This window comes from Streptomyces sp. NPDC051286 (assembly GCF_044455345.1).
Lineage (GTDB): Bacteria > Actinomycetota > Actinomycetes > Streptomycetales > Streptomycetaceae > Streptomyces.
The window spans coordinates 1-14,956 of the sequence record NZ_JBITER010000080.1; the positions used below are offsets into that span (position 1 = coordinate 1).

Genomic DNA, 14,956 nt, shown 5'->3' on the forward strand with positions numbered 1-14,956 from the left:
CGCTCCGTCGGCGGGACGCAGCGGTTCCTGTCGGCGTTCAGCGGCATCTCACCTCATTCCGGCCCCGCCGCCACCTGATGACCGCATACGACCACCGGGCCGAGATGACCATCCGCAAATCCACCGCCGCTACGAGCGCAAGGCCGACCACTTCCTCGCCTTCACCAGCATCGCCCGCACCCTCATCTGCTACCGCAGACTCACCAAGTGAGATGACGTCTTAGATTGACCCGGATTGCAGTGCCGGCTCGTAGCGTCGACGAGAAGGGGTTCGGAGCGGCCGGGCCCACGCGGGCAGGGAGCGGGCATGGGACACATCAGCATCGACGGCGACGGTCTGGGACGGCTCCCTGCCAGGCGGAGCCAGCGGCTGCGGCCCCTCGTACGAGCAGGCGTACAACGAGCTCGCAGCCGCCCTGCCGCGAGCATCTCCTCCCCGAGCTGTGCCGGGCCGCTGACCGCGCTCTGTTTGAGTTCACCAACGTCGATCTGCTGGAACGGGCGTGCGCGATCGGCGCAGGGGAGCCCCACGCAGTGGCAGGCTGACCACGCGGCGTTCAGCGAGCGCGACCTGTCCGGCAGCGACTACGTATACGTCTGGGCCGACGGCATCCACCTGCGCATACGCCTGCGTGAGGCGAAGTCGTGCATGCTCGTGCTGATGGGCGTGCGTGCGGACGGCACCAGGAGCTGATCGCTATGAGTGACGGCTACCGTGAATCAGCCGACTCCTGGGCGGATCTGCTGCGCGACTGTGCTCGGCGTGGGATGCGTGCGCCCGTCCTCGCGGTCGGTGATGGGGCGCTCGGCTTCTGGAAGGCCCTGGCCGAGGTGTTCCCCGAGGTCCGACATCAGAGGTGCTGGGTTCACAGAAGCCGTAAAGAATCAACTTGTCGGTGTGTTGGCTTCTTCATTCGCGGCGGCGAGGAGGTCGGGGGCGGTGCGTTAGCGGGTGGTAGCCGGGGGTGGAAGGAGTCCGCCTTCCGTAAGCAGGGGCCGGATCTCCCGGACGAAGTTCCCGATCGAGGACCTGCTCACGTCCCCCAGCGCATCGGCAAGAACGTCAAGCGTGCACAGTTTCCTCAGGTAGAGGACGGCGACCACGACGCGCTCTCTGTCACCGAGCTTCTGTGGGAAGACGCCGCCGCGGCTGCCCGGCTGGCGTTCAGTGCCCCGACGCTGGTAAAAGGCCCGTTCGACCTGGGCAGCCTGGCGTGGGGCGAGGTGGCGAGTGAGCTCATCCAGCTCCGCGCGGGACATGCCGGTAAGCCGTGGATGGGACAGGCTTTCCATGATCCGGGTCCGCGGCGGGATCTTGGCGGTATCGAGGAAGGACATCAGCGCGTCCGCCGTGGTGAACCGGCTGGAGGCGTATCCGGGCTGGTGGCCGTGGTCCTCCAGGACACGGCGGGTTTCGGCGACGAGGTGGCCGATGCAGGTGGGGGTGACCTCCAGCATGTCGGCCAGCAGCTTCATCGAGCAGACCTGCCGCTGGTAGAGGAGGGCGAGCATCACCCGGGTGGCGTCGTCGAACAGTGGCTTGGCCCGCTGGTTGCCGGTGGCCCGCCGGGCCCGTCCACCGCGCTGCTCGCTGTAGCGTTCCTGGGAACGGGCGGCCTGCAGCGGGGCCAACTCGGTGCACAGATGCGCGAGTTCCGTACTGCTCAGCCCGGTCAGGCGCGGGTCCGAAAGGCGGGCCAGGTGTCTTGCCCCGGAGGCCGTCGAACGTGGCGCGGGTTGGTGTGTGCTCGTTCCGCTCGGCGTCGATCCGTCATTACATGGAGGACAGCGGGTTGTTCGGCGCCGGAGAGCATGTGGGGACCGTGAGCTGAGAGCGCGCCGCCCTGCGCGGCCGGAACCGGCAGGGCGGCTGCGTCCGCACACTCAGCGGTCCGGGGGTGGGGCGCTGGGCTGCGCGACCCACTCAGTGTCAATGCGACCGATCGTATTGTAGGTGCTGAGCGCGGAGAGGCTTGGGCACGCGTCGGGCCGTGATCATGGTGCGGCGCTGGGGGAGCGCTCACGTAGTCGCGGATGGCGGGGTGGGTGCGGTGTCGGCCCTCGGGCCTTTCCGGTGAAACTTGGCGCCCCGCGCCCCTTTCCGATTTGCGCAATCCGGGACTGATCAACGTTCGCGATGCTGATTGAGCTCCTGGGTGATCGGCCTGCGGTTGTCCGCCACTGCGGTGTCCGCCGGGACTGCGGGAGTCCCACCCTGGCGGGGCGCCGTTGCGGGTGGTGCGGCATGGCGTTTGATGGCATGCAGTAGGTCACTTGACACATCGAAGACGACCGGACATATTGATGTGGGGAGCTTTAAGGAGTTCGGAACATGGCCAGACCTAGTGTGCGCGAGCAGTTGATCGATGCTGCTCATGAGCGCTTTCATGAATACGGTTTCAACGGAAGTGGCATCAAGGAGATCGCAGACGGCGCTGGTGTGCCAAAGGGTTCGGTTTACAACCATTTCGACAGCAAGGAGTCGATGGCCATCGAGGTGATGCGCCGCTATGGGGACGCGCGTCGGATGGGAATGCTCGCCGATAAGTCGGTTGCCCCCGTCGAGCGTATCCGCGGACATTTCGCCTACCTGTCGGAAGACCTGGAGCGGTACGGCTACGCCCGTGGCTGCATGTTCGGGAACTTCGGGGCGGAGCTGTCGACGCATAGCCCGACGATTCGCGATGAGGTGGGCCGCAAGCTCGGGGGGTGGGAGTCGGTTCTCGCCTCGGTGCTGGACGAGGCTCGGGCCGCTGGCGAGTTGGCGAGTGAGGTGGACAGCGTGGTGCTGGCGCGGTTCCTGGTGAGCGCCTGGGAGGGCGCGGCGATGCAGGCGAAGGTCGTCCGCAGCAGCGTGCCGCTGGACGACTTTTTCACCGTCTTCGATTCGATGACGGTTTGAGCCGTCTGGACTGCTGTCTTTGCCTGCGCGTGGGCCGGGAGCGCAGCCGTGACCGGGCCGGCCCTTGTCGCCCGGCCCGGGACTCACCGCAGCAGCACGCTGAAGACCACCGTGAAGAACACTTCGAACGCCCGAGCCGAGCGGTCTGCTCGCGCCGAGATCAGCGCGCCTTCCCGTGTGTTCAGCACAAAGCGCGCCAAGGTGGATGCCTCCAGGGTCCTGGTCACCTCACCCGCCTCCTGGGCATCGGCGATGGCGAAGGCGGGTGCGTCGGTCCAGGCATCGAAGCCGGCACGCGCCGTCGCGCGCACCGCCTCGCTGTGATCGGCGACCTCGACGGCAAGGTCGCCCACGAGGCAGCCCCGGGTGAACTCGGCCTGATGTTCTCGTCCCGCAGAAACTCGAAATGCTCACGCAGCCGGGTCAGCGGTGCGACCGACCGGTCACGCAGACTCTCCAGCCGCCGAGTGTCGCCGTACCTCTCCAGGGCCACGACAGCCAGGGCTTCCTTGCTCTCGAAGTGGTTGTAGAAGGACCCCCTCGGAGCGTCGGCCGTGTCGGTGATGTCTTTCACCCCCGTTGCCGCGTAACCCCGGGTGTGGAACTGATCAACTGCCGCAGCGATGAGGTTCTCACTCAGACTCGCTCTGGGCCTGGCTGGACTCCTCCCGCAAGATGAGCGATCACCTTACCGGGTCGCTCACCCATCTCCTTGCAACGGCTCCGTCACAACCTGCAACTCTGCCTGTCGCCCGGCGATTCTTGACCGGGTGAGACGGGCGGTCGCATTGAATGCCAGCAGAGCCTTTTCCCGTATGACCCCATTTGCGGCCGCCGCGTCCAGGCGGGTCGCTGGTGAGTGCGGAACTTTCAGGCCTCCACCGATGAGGGCTTGCGAACTGTTAAGACGACCGGTCATTATGGAATGGTGCCCGCCACCGAGGCGACGGCGTACCAGCAGGAGGACGTTGTCATGAGTGATCTCACCACCCGTGCCATCCAGGCGCACGGCGGCCTGGACCGCTACCACCAGTACGAGTCGGCCACCGTCAACTTCAGCTCCGGAGGAGCCCTGTGGGGGATCAAGGGTCAGGAGGGCGTCTTCGAACGCGCCGGCGTCCGGGTCGACCTGCGTCGACAGCACGCGAGTCACTTCCCCTTCCGCACACCCGGGCTCCGCACCTCGTTCACCGCCGAGCGGGTGGCCGTGGAGAGCGACCAGGGCGAGGTACGGAGCGAGCGGCTGAACCCCCGTGACGCCTTCACGGGTCACACGCTCCAAACCCCTTGGGACGATCTGCACGTCGCGTACTTCGCCGGGTACGCGATGTGGACGTACCTGACGTCCCCCTTCGCCTTCGCGTCCCCCGGCTTCCGTACCGAGGAGCTGTCTCCCGTAACCGAGAACGGCGAGAAGTGGAGCCGCCTCAAGGTCACCTTCCCCGACCATGTCGCCACGCACTGCCAGGAGCAGATCTTCTACTTCGGCGGCGACGGACTGCTGCGCAGGCACGACTACACCTCAGAGGTCATCAACGCGGGCCCGGCCGCGCACTATGTCTTCGACCACGTGGAGTTCGGCGGGATCATGGTGCCGACCAAGCGGCGCGTCCATCCGCTGGGCGAGGACGGGGTGGTGCTGCGGGACGTCGAACTCGTCACCATCGACGTCGAAGATGTCACGTTCGCCTGACCTCGGCAACCAGTCCACCTGTGGTCCGTTGGTCCGTTCGACGAATCGGCCGTGCTCGATGTCCGGTCACCGGCCTCCGGTCACGTGTCTGGCGCCGCCGGGCATGCGCGTTCATCGGAGGACGGCTCGCGAACGGCGGTCGCTCGCGGTCAGGGCACGCTGTACCCGCCGTCGACGGGCAGGGCGATGCTGGTGACAAAGCTAGACCTGCCGGACAGGAGCCAGATCGCGGCGTCGGTGATCTCCTCGGGGCGGGCGATGCGCCCCAGGGGGTGGGCGACCGAGAGGGACGTGCGCTGCGCCTCGTCCAGGTCCGCATTGTCGGAGTGTCCCTCGCTGCCCGGGTGTGGGCGTGAGTGATCAGGCCCCGGATACGGCTGTCCACCCGCATCGTCAAGTGCGGCTCATGCACGGCGCTTTCGTGGACGCGTCCAGCTGGGCCGGCGTCATCGGGCGCCTGCAGCAGGACGGTTACAAGGTGGTGGCACCGGCCAACCCGCTGCGTGGACTGGAGAGTGACGCGGCTTACCTCCGCAGCGTCCTCGACACCATTCGCGGACCGATCGTGCTCGCCGGACACTCCTACGGCAGCTCGGTGATCAGCCAGGCCGCCGCCGGCGACCGGCAGGTCAAAGTGCTGGTCCACATCGCCGCCTTTGCCCCCGACCTGAAGGGCGTTGACCGTATTCTGACGGCGTGTCTGCACCATGGGTTGCCACGCGTTGTGACGTTTCATCACTGCCGGACGGCCGCGCAGGATTTTGACCCGCCCGCCACCAAGCCGGCGAGCACGGACCAGGATTTCCCAGTCCCCTCGTCCAGCGCTCCCGGCTTCGGACGACGCGAACAGTCCCCCGGCATGAGACTTTTACCAGGAGGCATAACATAAGTTCCCTGCTCAGCGAGGCTCTCGAAGCCCATGGCGGACTGGACCGTTGGCGTCGGTTCAGCTCCGGGCGCGCAACCATCGTCACCGGCGGTGACATGTTCGCCATCAAAGGAGTTTCGCAGGACCCGGCGCCCCGCGAGATGACGGTGCGGCTGCACGAAGAGCAGGCCTCGGTCGCCCCGTTCGGCGCTCCGGACCAGCGGACCGACTTCACCCCAAGCCGTATCGCCATCGAAAAGACTGATGGCTCTGTCGTTGCAGAGCGCTCAGAGCCGCGCAAGTCCTTCGACGGCCACGTCCTGGAGACGCCGTGGGACCCCCTGGACCGGGCGTACTTCAACGGCTACGCACTGTGGACGTACCTCACCACGCCCTTCCTGCTGGCCATGCCCGGAGTCGAGGTCGAGGAGATCGAGCCTTGGCGGGAATATGGTGAGGAATGGCCCGGACTCCGCGCGACCTTTCCCGCCACGATTGCCAGTCACAGCACCCGCCAGGACTTCTACTTCGGCCCGGACCGGCTACTGCGCCGCCACGACTACCACGTCGACATCGCCGGCGGCTTCGCCGCCGCGCAGTACGTCTACGACATCGTTGAGGCTGATGGTATCCGCCTGCCGACCCGACGCCGGGCCTACCGCCGCGACAGCGATCTGCGGGCGATCACAAGCCAGGTCATCGTGTCCATCGACCTCAGCGACATCCACTTCACCTGAGATCAGCATCCTTGGGCCGGCGGCCAGGTGGCCGTCCGCGCATGCCGGCGAAGTGCCGCTGGAGCGGCTGTGGCACGCCGTCCCCGCGTTCCCGACCATCAGCGAGGTCTGGCTGCGGCTGCTGGAAACCTACCGGGGCTGAGAAGGAACGAGACAGCACGTCCGGCGAGCGGGACAGGTCCGAAGCATGACATGACGCCAGTTTGTCAAGCGCTGCGGCCCGGTTTGGTGAGGCCTTGACCAGGATCACCGGGCGTTGCTCCTGCTCGGCGCTGCGCCGAGTCGGATCCATGCGCGAACGGGGAGGGCCGCGGCGCGGTCATTGACAAGGAGGCCCCGGGGATCCGCCCGCTGGCACCGCGACGCCGGGAAGCCAAGGCGCGCGCGTCCCAGCCGCCCACCGCGCCGCGCGATGAAAGGGATCGCTCATGACCACGCTCTCCAGTACCTCGGCCAACGCCCTGCGCGTAGTCCAGATCGCCGCACCGGGTGTGGCTCCTGAGCTGGTGAAGGTCTTTTTGCGTGAACCCGGTCCCGGCGCGGTCCGGATCACCGTGGAGGCATGCGGGGTGTGCCACTCCGATCTGATCATCGCTGGCGGCAGGCTGCCCGGCAGCGCCTTCCCGATCACCCCGGGCCATGAGATCGGCGGCCGGATCGACGCCCTCGGCCAAGGGGTGGAGGGCTGGAAGATCGGCGACCGTGTCGCGGTCGGCTGGTACGGCGGCAGCTGCGGGCACTGCGACGCGTGTCGCGACGGCGACGCCGTGCACTGCGCGCAGCTCGCGATCCCCGGCGTTGCCTACCCGGGCGGATACTCCGACTCCGTCGTCGTCCCCGCCATCGCCCTGGCGGCTCCGAGCTCGGCGAGGGCGGCCTGCCGTCGGCGGTGGACCGTTACGTCGCCCTGGTCCAGCACACGCTCCAGGGGCGTGACCGCGCAGGAGGCGGGCAGCGGGTCGTGTCACCGAGCGCGGGGAGCCCATCGCGACGGAGCGCGCGCTGCTGCGGGTGACTCAGGAGGCGGTCAGCAACCCCCTGCGCCATGGCTCAGAGCGCCTGGAGGTCGAGGTGCGGGACAGCGGCGTGGGTCTGCCGCCGGGGATCGTGGCCGGTTGCACCGCGTCGGGGTCCCAGGAGGGTGTCGGCCTGGATGCGATGCGGGAGCGGGTGTCGGGTGGCGCGTTCGAGCTCTCCTCCTGGGCCGGCCGCGGGACGATCGTCGCCGTCAGCCTGCCGCTGGGGGGCCTGGCCCGGCTGACGGCCAGAACCAGCCGAAACTTCGCCGCCCGGCGCGAGCCCGCGGATCGCTCTCGGCCAGCGTGGGTTGGAGGATCCGGCCGGGCTCTCCGGAAACGACGTCAGACTCCGGTGTCGGGAACCCGCTGGCGGGCACGAAAGGCACGCAGGTTGGCGGCGTTGCCGCAGACCTTCACGTTGTGCCACACCCCGCTGTTGTTGCGAGAGCGGTCGAAGAATGCCACCGCGCACCGAGGGTTGCGGCAGGTCTTGAGTCGGCTCCAGGATCCGTCCTGCTGAGCCTTGAACACCTCGATGGTCACCAGCGAGGCCACTTTCCTCCAGCCGGATCCGCGGGGGAGAGCGTGAACCTGCCCCGCCTCGTCCCACTGCATGCTCAGAGCGACGGTGGGCATCGCCGTGAGGGGCACGGCGGCGGTGTCCGCCATTGAAGCCGCGTCCGGCGGGGACGGCGCGTCGCCGCGCGCACCGCCGACCGGCTGGCGCAGATCGTCGCGGAAGGCGCGCAGCTCCTCCCAGCCGCGTCGGCCGAGCTCCAGTTCGGCCACGGGCGCGCCAACTTTCCCGGCGCCACTGCGCGAGCGCCTGCTTGATGCCTGGTGGCGGGTGGGGGCGTGCCTGGTTCGGCCGGCCTCGACCGTAGGCTTGAGGGCTCGGCCCCCGCACGCCCGGCTTGGACCGGGGCGGCCGGCGCCGGTGGGCGGTGGAGTTCGACGCCCCCGAGCTACGGCGGAACGCTGGTCCGGACGTTCTTGGCGGTGGGCTCGGCGAGTTCCTTCCCGCCCGCGCCCGGCAGAAGGTACTGCTCGACGACGGCGGTCAAGGAGATGTGCGTGGTCTCGCGGAGCTGTTGGGCGGCGGCGTTCTCCTGCCAGTCCGTCAGGTAGGCGGCGAGGCTGTCTGGGGCGGTGACGCGGAGAGCCTGCGAAGCTGCAACGCCTGCGAGGCGCCGCGTTCGTTGCCGGGCGGGTTTGCCCGGAAGAGCAGACCTGCCGTACGGGCCTGGAACTGCGGTGGTGGTGCAGCGGGGGTGGCAGCACTGGACAGCTGCGCACGCCATGACGTTGCCGGTCAGCCCTGGACCGCTGGCTGCGCCTTCTGTGATCCGGACCCACCCGCGCCATGCGGCGCTCGGCCGACGAGAGACGCCCGACGGTGTGCGGGCCATCCTCTACTTCGGCGCGCCCGGGCCGACGCGGGGCTGACTGACCCGCGGCCGGGTCATGATGGCAGTCGGCGTCGCCCTCGCCTTGCCCTTCGGGTTCGCCATGACCCACTACTACGACGGCAAGGGGCTGCGCCGCCGCAACGCGTACCCTGCCTGAACCGGGCGGCGCCAGGCAGTCAGCGACCCGCCGACTTCCCCGCCGAACAGCGGGCCGTGGCAATGGCGACTCATCGGGCAGCTCCGGGACTCCTTGCTGAGGGACAGTCACCGTACCCCCGTCCAGGCGGACCTGGCGTGCCCTCGGGTGCGGCTGTTCCGGCCGAAGAAACAGCGGGGTACGCCGACCGCTGCTGCGCGGTCGGTGGCCGTGACGGGGCCGGAATGGAATATGACCGATCGGCTTAGTGTTGAGAGGTGGAAAGCACGAGCCAGCCAGTTGGCCCGGCTCCACCGCGTGCCCTCTCGCTCGCACGGTCAGGGCCCCCGCCCTGCCGAGCATCCGAATGCGGCCGCCCGGGGACGCGCGGCCGAAGAGCGCCGGACCTCGAATCACAGATTGGAACGACCATGGATCACAACGGCACCTACCTGGACGCCAAGACGTCAACAGTCGAGGGATCCAACGGCGTCACCTACGCGTATCGGCGCCTGGGCCCGCAGGGCGGCCGCCCGTTGGTCCTGCTGCAGCACTTCCGCGGGAACCTCGACAACTGGGACCCCGACCTCGTCGACGCGCTGGCCGCTTCGCGCGACGTCATCGCCTTCGACAACTCGGGGGTGGCCGCGACGACGGGGTCCACCCCCACCGCCATCGCGCAGATGGCCGACGACGCGATCGTCTTCGTCGAAGCGCTGGGGCTCGACCGGATCGACCTGCTGGGTTTCTCCATCGGCAGCTTCGTCGCCCAGGAGGTGGCGCTCACCAGGCCGTCGCTGGTGGCCAAGGTGGTGCTGGCCTCGACCGCGCCACAGGGCGCGCCAGGGATACAGGGCTGGGCGCCCGACATCATCGCCGCGATCGGAGAGCCGAAGACCGGACCCGAAGGCTACCTCCATGCGTTCTTCACCGACTCGCCCGCCAGCCGGGCCGCTGGCCAGCAGGTCCTGGGCCGGCTCTACTCCCGGACCGAGGGCCGCGACGAGCAGACCAGCTGGCGCACCCGCAACGCCCAGTACGACGCGGTCCTGAAGTGGGGGACGCCGAACTTCGGGCTCCTCCAGCGGCTCACCGCGATCCAGCAGCCCGTCTTCATCGCGAACGGCGACGACGACCGGATGATCCTCCCCTGGTACTCGCACCTCACCGCCGCTCTCATCCCCGACGCGTTCGTGAAGCTGTACCCGGACTCCGCCCACGGCTTCCTCTTCCAGCACGCGCGCGCATTCGCGGCCGACGTGCACGCGTTCCTGGATGCCTGAGGCCGCCCGCCTCGCGCGAGGGAGCGTACATGGCCGAGCTCCCCGCCGGGAGATCGCAGGCCGCGGCATCGCGTGCGTTCGGGAGACGGGGACCAACTCCCGCACCGCCCATAGACCACCGCCACCCCACCGCAGCCGACCTGCTCACCTCGGTCGGCGCCGATAACCACCAGGTTGTTTCTTGACGGCTTCACCTGATCAGGCAGAGCCTGCGCTATGCCTCGAGGCGGGACTGGCCCGACGTCGCCGCCGACCTCAAGCCCGTCTACACCGCCGTCAACGAGGCCCAGGCCCGCGAGCGCCTCGACGAGTTCGACGCCAGATGGGGCCACAAGGGCGTTGTCACGTTGGTGGGGTGTTGATCGGTTGAGGGCGCGTCAGGGCGTGTGGGGGTCGGGCGAGGCCTGGGTCACGCTGCGGTGGGCGGGGCGGTGGCGCCGGTGATCTGGTCCCAGATCACGAAGCGGACGGTCATCTCGGTGCGGTGGTCGGGGGCGGTCATCCGGTGCCGGCGTGGCCGGAAGTGGGGTGAAATGCTGCTGAACGCAGACAGGAACCGCTGGGCGGCGCCGGCGCTGCGCAAGCCCTTCATGGCGCGTTCGCGCTGCCTCGTTGTCCGGTGGGAGTTCTCGGCCCGGTTGTTCAGCCCTTTGTGGGCACGGTGTTCCACCGAGGGCATCAGCTCCCGGTGGGCGACGCCGTAGGAGCGGAGCTTGTCGGTGACCAGCACCCTCGGTACCCGGCACTGCTTCTTCATCAGCTTGGCCATGAACCACTTCGCGGCCTTGGCGTCCCGCTGGGACTGCACCAGGATGCCCAGCACAGCGGCGTCCTGGTCGACCGCCCGCCACAGGTACCGCCGCTTGCCGTTGATCTTGATGAAGACCTCGTCGAGGTGCGATTTGTCACCGGGCCGCGACCGGCGGCGGCGCAGCCCGTCGGCGTAGGCCTGGCCGAACTTCACACACCAGCGGCGCACCGTCTCGTACGAGACGATCACGCCGCGCTTCAGCATGAGCTCCTCGACCTCACGGAAACTGAGCGGGAACCGGAAGTACAGCCACACGCAGTGCGAGATCACCTCGACCGGGTACCGGTGGCCTTTGTACGACGGCGACCCGTCCCCCACGAACAACCCCCTCCACCATGATCAACCCAAAGATCCTCCCACCCCGTCAGGCAACGTGACAGCGCCTCCGCCGCTGGTGTGTGAAGTTCGGGCAGACCTACGCCAACGCGCTGCGCCGCCGGCAGCCCCGGTCCGGGGACAAGTGGCATCTGGGCGAGGTCTTCATCACGATCAACGGCGAGCAGAAGTATGTGTGGCGGGCCGTCGACCAGGACGGCAGCGTCCTCGACATCCTCGTGCAGAACCGCGGGGACACCGCCGCGGCCAGGCGGTTCTTCCGCCGCCTGCTGAAGAACACGGGCGCGGTGCCCCGGGTGGTCGTCAAGGACATGCTCCGCTCCTATGGCGCCGCCCACCGCGAGGTCATGCCCTCGGTCGAGCACCGCTCCCACAAGGGTCTCAACAACCGGGCGGAGAATTCCCACCAGCCCACCCGGCAGCGTGAACGGGCGATGAGGGGCTTCCGGAGTGTGGGTGGAGCGCAGCGGTTCCTGTCCGCGTTCAGCGGCATCTCACCCCACTTCCGACCCCGACGTCACCTACTCACCGCCCCCGACCACCGAGCCGAAATGACCATCCGCTTCGTCGTCTGGGAGCAGATCATCGGCGCCGTCGGCCAGCCCGCGACGGCCTGATCCGGAGCAGACACTCGGGCCGACCACGCCTTGCACATCGTCACGGACTCACACACCCAACAACGTGACAACGCCCGGCGTGGGCCTGTTCGCCGGGCGCTCCTGCGGCGGGGTCGCCGGACCGGTCACCACGGCGGTGGTGCGCTGAGCGGAGCGCATCTTGGTCCGTACAAGATTGCTGGCACCGGCAGCATGGTCCGTTACTCCGTCCTGTCATCATGACCACGGCGCGGGAGCGGCGGCGTCGTGATCCGCATGAGGGCATCTACGCCATTTGCCTTCCGCCGGTGCTGCGCCCCCTCGCTCCGATGTGCGCGAGCATGCCGGGCGCAAGACGCGCTCGCCTGAGACAGGAGCCGTCATGGCACTGAAGATACGCAGACCGAAGACTGCCGCCGTGGCGCTCGCCGCCACCGTGGCCGCGGTCTCGTTGGGTACCGCCCTTCCCTCGGCCGCCGCCGGGTACACCGCGTCGGCGGGGCCGTGGAGCACCGCCGACGCCCTGACCGGAGCGGACGGCCAACAGACTCTCATCGATGTCCAGGTGGCCGGTGACGGCGCCGCGTTCGCGCTGTGGCGGGACAAGGCCGCCGGGGCCACCGGTTGGGACTTTTGGATCGCCGTCCGGCCTGCCGGCAGAGCGACGTGGAGTGCGCCGCACACCCTGGCGACCGGGCGGGACAAGAATTCCGCGGCCGTCCTCGCCGTGAGCGCCGACGGGCGGGCCGTGGTGACCTGGCTGGACGGCAGTGGTGCAGACGGTTCGCTGGTCGCCCTGGCTGCCGGCTGGAACCCGGCGACGGCAGCCTGGTCCGCCCCGGCCACGTTCGCTGCCTGGGACAGCCTGGACATGTCCACGCCCCGCCTAGCCGCGGCGGCCGACGGCACCTTCACCGCCGTATGGGACCAGGGTGACGGGTACCGGAACTACGATGTGAGGACCGCCACCCTTGCCCCTGGCGACCGGGCGTGGTCCGCACCCCGGACGCTGGGCTCCACCACCAGCGGATCCATCTGGAGCATCGACCTCGCGGTGGCCCCCGGCGGCGCCGCCACCGCGGTCTGGGATGAACTCAACCGCTTCACCGACGAGCACACGGTCTCCACTGCCACCCGCACCTCGGCCCGGACCAGTTGGAGCAGCGCCTCCGTGCTGCCCGGCACCGACGCCACGTCCAGCAACGTACAGGTGGCGATGGACGCCAAGAACGCCACCACCGTGATGTGGCGCAACGGCGCCGACGACCTCAAATCCGCCACCCGTACCGCTCCTTCGGGTAGTTGGGGTGCCGCTCAGACCGCCGTTTCCGCCATCAACTACAGCGACGGGAGCGAACCGCTGGCCGCGCCCAACGGTGACGTCACCTACGTGTGGACGGGCTGGAGCCGCACCGCCGGTACCCCCGTTGTGCAGACCGTGACCCGCACCGCGAGCACCGGGACCTGGTCCGCGCCGAAGACGTTGTCCACCGGCTACGTCAACTGGCAGGTGGACGCCTCCATCGGCGCTGACGGAATCGTGCAGGTCGTGTGGCCGCAGGTGCCGAGCATCGACAACGGCGACGACAACTACCTTGAGTGGGCGGAACGCGCCGACGGCACCTGGAGCAAGGCCACCGCTCTGAATAACACGCCCGTCGCCGCCGTCCCCAACACCGACGCCCTCGCCGGCGAGGTGGCTGCCGGACCGGACGGCCGGGCCACGGTGCTGTGGCGCAAGGCCGAGTACACCGGCAGCGGCGGCTACACCTCCCAGGTGTGGTCCAAGTCGCAGACCCTGCTGACCAAGCCACAGATCACCACCAACGCGGCGATGAGCGGAACGGCCCGAACCGGCTCCACCCTCACCTGCTCCGCCGCCTGGAACGGCACCAACACCAAGGCCACCTGGTCCTGGCTGCGCGACGGCGCGGTCATCTCCGGCGCCACCGCCAAGACCCGCGCCCTCACCTCTGCCGACTACGCCCACAAGGTGTCCTGCCGGGTCACGGTCAGCAACGGCGCGGGCTCCGTCGCTTCCACCTCCCCTGCGCTGAAGGTCGCGGTCGGCCCCGCCCTGAAGGCCACCACCGCGCCGTCGATCTCCGGCTCCGTCAAGGTCGGCTACAAGCTGACGGCTGCCCGCGGCACTTGGTCGCCGTCCGCCACTTCCTACACGTACCAGTGGAAGCGCAACGGCAAGTCCATCAGCGGCGCGACCAAGTCCACCTACGTCCTGGTGAAGGCCGACCGTGGCCAGAAGATCACGGTCAAGATCACTGCCCACCGCAACGGCTGGACCAACGGCACGGCCACCACAAAGCCTGTCACCGTGCGCTGACCCGACGCGGGCCGGTCCCACCGGCCCGCGTCTGCCGATCCGGGGCACTGTCACGTTGGTGGATGACATGGGAGGATCTTCGGGTTGATCACGCTGGAGGGGATCGTCCATGGGGATCCCGGCGCCGTCGTACAGGGGGCACCGGTACGACGGCGAGATCATCTCGCACTGCGTGTGGCTGTACTTCCGGTTTCCGCTCAGCTACCGCGAGGTTGAGGAACTGATGCTCCAACGCGGCGTGATCGTCTCCTACGAGACGGTGCGCCGCTGGTGTGTGAAGTTCGGCCGGGCCTGCGCCGACGGGCTGCGCCGCCGCCGGTCGCGGCCCGGTGACAAATGGCACCTCGACGAGGTCTTCATCAAGATCAACGGCAAGCGGCGGTACCTGTGGCGGGCGGTCGACCAGGACGGCAACGTCCTGGACGTCCTGGTGCAGTCCAGGCGGGACGCCAAGGCCGCGAAGCGGTTCATGGCCAAGCTGATGAAGAAGCAGTGCTGGGTACCGAGGGTGCTGGTCACCGGCAAGCTCCGCTCCTATGGCGTCGCCCACCGGGAGCTGATGCCCTCGGTGGAACACCGTGCTCACAAAGGGCTGAACAACCGGGCCGAGAACTCCCACCGGACAACGAGGCAGCGGGAACGTGCCATGAAGGGCTTCCGCAGCGCCGGCGCCGCCCAGCGGTTCCTGTCTGCGTTCGGCAGCATTTCACTCCACTTCCGTCCCCGGCGGCATCTCCGCACCGCCGCCGAACACCGCCTCGAGATGACCATCCGCTTCACCGTCTGGGACCACGTCACCGAGAACATCTGCCAGCCCGCCACGGC

13 protein-coding genes and 7 pseudogenes are annotated in these 14,956 nt (G+C 68.7%); 13 read left to right on the forward strand and 7 right to left on the reverse strand.

Going from position 1 to position 14,956, the window contains the following annotated elements:
• Together ACIBB8_RS35700 and ACIBB8_RS35705 are read left to right on the forward strand one after the other, a co-directional pair.
• Nucleotides 1-211 (forward strand): annotated as a pseudogene (locus ACIBB8_RS35700) (hypothetical protein); the annotation flags it as partial.
• 318 nt (nt 212-529) lie between these two features.
• Nucleotides 530-873: pseudogene (locus ACIBB8_RS35705) on the forward strand (transposase); the annotation flags it as partial.
• Nucleotides 874-945: 72 nt separating this feature from the next.
• On the opposite strand, the gene ACIBB8_RS35710 reads toward ACIBB8_RS35705, so the two are convergent.
• Nucleotides 946-1,632, reverse strand: coding sequence for a hypothetical protein (locus ACIBB8_RS35710; RefSeq protein ID WP_398959343.1), 687 nt, complete (start codon nt 1,630-1,632; stop codon nt 946-948).
• A gap of 700 nt (nt 1,633-2,332) precedes the next feature.
• Here ACIBB8_RS35710 and ACIBB8_RS35715 point away from each other — a divergent pair.
• Complete coding sequence (locus ACIBB8_RS35715) at nt 2,333-2,902, forward strand: TetR family transcriptional regulator C-terminal domain-containing protein (protein WP_398959319.1); 570 nt, start codon at nt 2,333-2,335, stop codon at nt 2,900-2,902.
• Between the two features lie 83 nt (nt 2,903-2,985).
• On the opposite strand, the pseudogene ACIBB8_RS35720 reads toward ACIBB8_RS35715, so the two are convergent.
• Both ACIBB8_RS35720 and ACIBB8_RS35725 read right to left on the reverse strand, forming a co-directional pair.
• A pseudogene (locus ACIBB8_RS35720) lies at nt 2,986-3,273 on the reverse strand (TetR family transcriptional regulator C-terminal domain-containing protein); the annotation flags it as partial.
• 137 nt (nt 3,274-3,410) lie between these two features.
• Nucleotides 3,411-3,542 (reverse strand): annotated as a pseudogene (locus tag ACIBB8_RS35725) (TetR family transcriptional regulator); the annotation flags it as partial.
• 333 nt (nt 3,543-3,875) lie between these two features.
• On the opposite strand from ACIBB8_RS35725, the gene ACIBB8_RS35730 reads away from it, so the two are divergent.
• Complete coding sequence (locus ACIBB8_RS35730; protein WP_398959321.1) at nt 3,876-4,595, forward strand: hypothetical protein; 720 nt, start codon at nt 3,876-3,878, stop codon at nt 4,593-4,595.
• Between the two features lie 149 nt (nt 4,596-4,744).
• On the opposite strand, the gene ACIBB8_RS35735 is transcribed toward ACIBB8_RS35730, so the two are convergent.
• Entirely contained in the window at nt 4,745-4,906 is a 162-nt protein-coding gene (locus ACIBB8_RS35735; RefSeq protein WP_398959339.1) for an SDR family oxidoreductase, read from the reverse strand.
• Nucleotides 4,907-4,947: 41 nt separating this feature from the next.
• Here ACIBB8_RS35735 and ACIBB8_RS35740 point away from each other — a divergent pair, with 41 nt between their 5' ends.
• The 4 genes and pseudogenes from ACIBB8_RS35740 to ACIBB8_RS35755 all read left to right on the forward strand — a co-directional run.
• Complete coding sequence (locus ACIBB8_RS35740) at nt 4,948-5,484, forward strand: alpha/beta fold hydrolase (RefSeq protein ID WP_398959323.1); 537 nt, start codon at nt 4,948-4,950, stop codon at nt 5,482-5,484.
• 95 nt (nt 5,485-5,579) lie between these two features.
• A complete protein-coding gene (locus ACIBB8_RS35745; protein ID WP_398959325.1) occupies nt 5,580-6,200 on the forward strand; it encodes a hypothetical protein in 621 nt (206 codons plus the stop codon).
• Between the two features lie 428 nt (nt 6,201-6,628).
• Nucleotides 6,629-7,033, forward strand: a pseudogene (locus ACIBB8_RS35750) (alcohol dehydrogenase catalytic domain-containing protein); the annotation flags it as partial.
• A gap of 178 nt (nt 7,034-7,211) precedes the next feature.
• Nucleotides 7,212-7,430, forward strand: a pseudogene (locus ACIBB8_RS35755) (ATP-binding protein); the annotation flags it as partial.
• Nucleotides 7,431-7,561: 131 nt separating this feature from the next.
• On the opposite strand, the gene ACIBB8_RS35760 reads toward ACIBB8_RS35755, so the two are convergent.
• Entirely contained in the window at nt 7,562-8,008 is a 447-nt protein-coding gene (locus tag ACIBB8_RS35760; RefSeq protein WP_398959327.1) for a CGNR zinc finger domain-containing protein, read from the reverse strand.
• A gap of 176 nt (nt 8,009-8,184) precedes the next feature.
• Entirely contained in the window at nt 8,185-8,520 is a 336-nt protein-coding gene (locus ACIBB8_RS35765; RefSeq protein ID WP_398959329.1) for a hypothetical protein, read from the reverse strand.
• A 675-nt stretch (nt 8,521-9,195) separates the two neighbouring features.
• On the opposite strand from ACIBB8_RS35765, the gene ACIBB8_RS35770 reads away from it, so the two are divergent.
• Complete coding sequence (locus tag ACIBB8_RS35770) at nt 9,196-10,047, forward strand: alpha/beta fold hydrolase (RefSeq protein WP_398959331.1); 852 nt, start codon at nt 9,196-9,198, stop codon at nt 10,045-10,047.
• 197 nt (nt 10,048-10,244) lie between these two features.
• Nucleotides 10,245-10,409, forward strand: coding sequence for a transposase (locus ACIBB8_RS35775; protein ID WP_398959341.1), 165 nt, complete (start codon nt 10,245-10,247; stop codon nt 10,407-10,409).
• A gap of 47 nt (nt 10,410-10,456) precedes the next feature.
• Here ACIBB8_RS35775 and ACIBB8_RS35780 read toward each other — a convergent pair whose 3' ends face one another.
• Nucleotides 10,457-11,176 carry an IS6 family transposase gene (locus ACIBB8_RS35780; RefSeq protein WP_398959333.1) on the reverse strand — a complete coding sequence of 240 codons (720 nt, stop codon included), beginning with the start codon at nt 11,174-11,176 and terminating at the stop codon, nt 10,457-10,459.
• Between the two features lie 59 nt (nt 11,177-11,235).
• Between ACIBB8_RS35780 and ACIBB8_RS35785 the strand changes: the two are divergent.
• The 3 genes and pseudogenes from ACIBB8_RS35785 to ACIBB8_RS35795 form a co-directional block, all read left to right on the forward strand.
• Nucleotides 11,236-11,811 (forward strand): annotated as a pseudogene (locus ACIBB8_RS35785) (IS6 family transposase); the annotation flags it as partial.
• Between the two features lie 361 nt (nt 11,812-12,172).
• Nucleotides 12,173-14,131, forward strand: coding sequence for a hypothetical protein (locus tag ACIBB8_RS35790; protein WP_398959335.1), 1,959 nt, complete (start codon nt 12,173-12,175; stop codon nt 14,129-14,131).
• A 109-nt stretch (nt 14,132-14,240) separates the two neighbouring features.
• The coding region (locus ACIBB8_RS35795; RefSeq protein ID WP_398959337.1) for an IS6 family transposase at nt 14,241-14,956 on the forward strand (716 nt) is incomplete at its 3' end.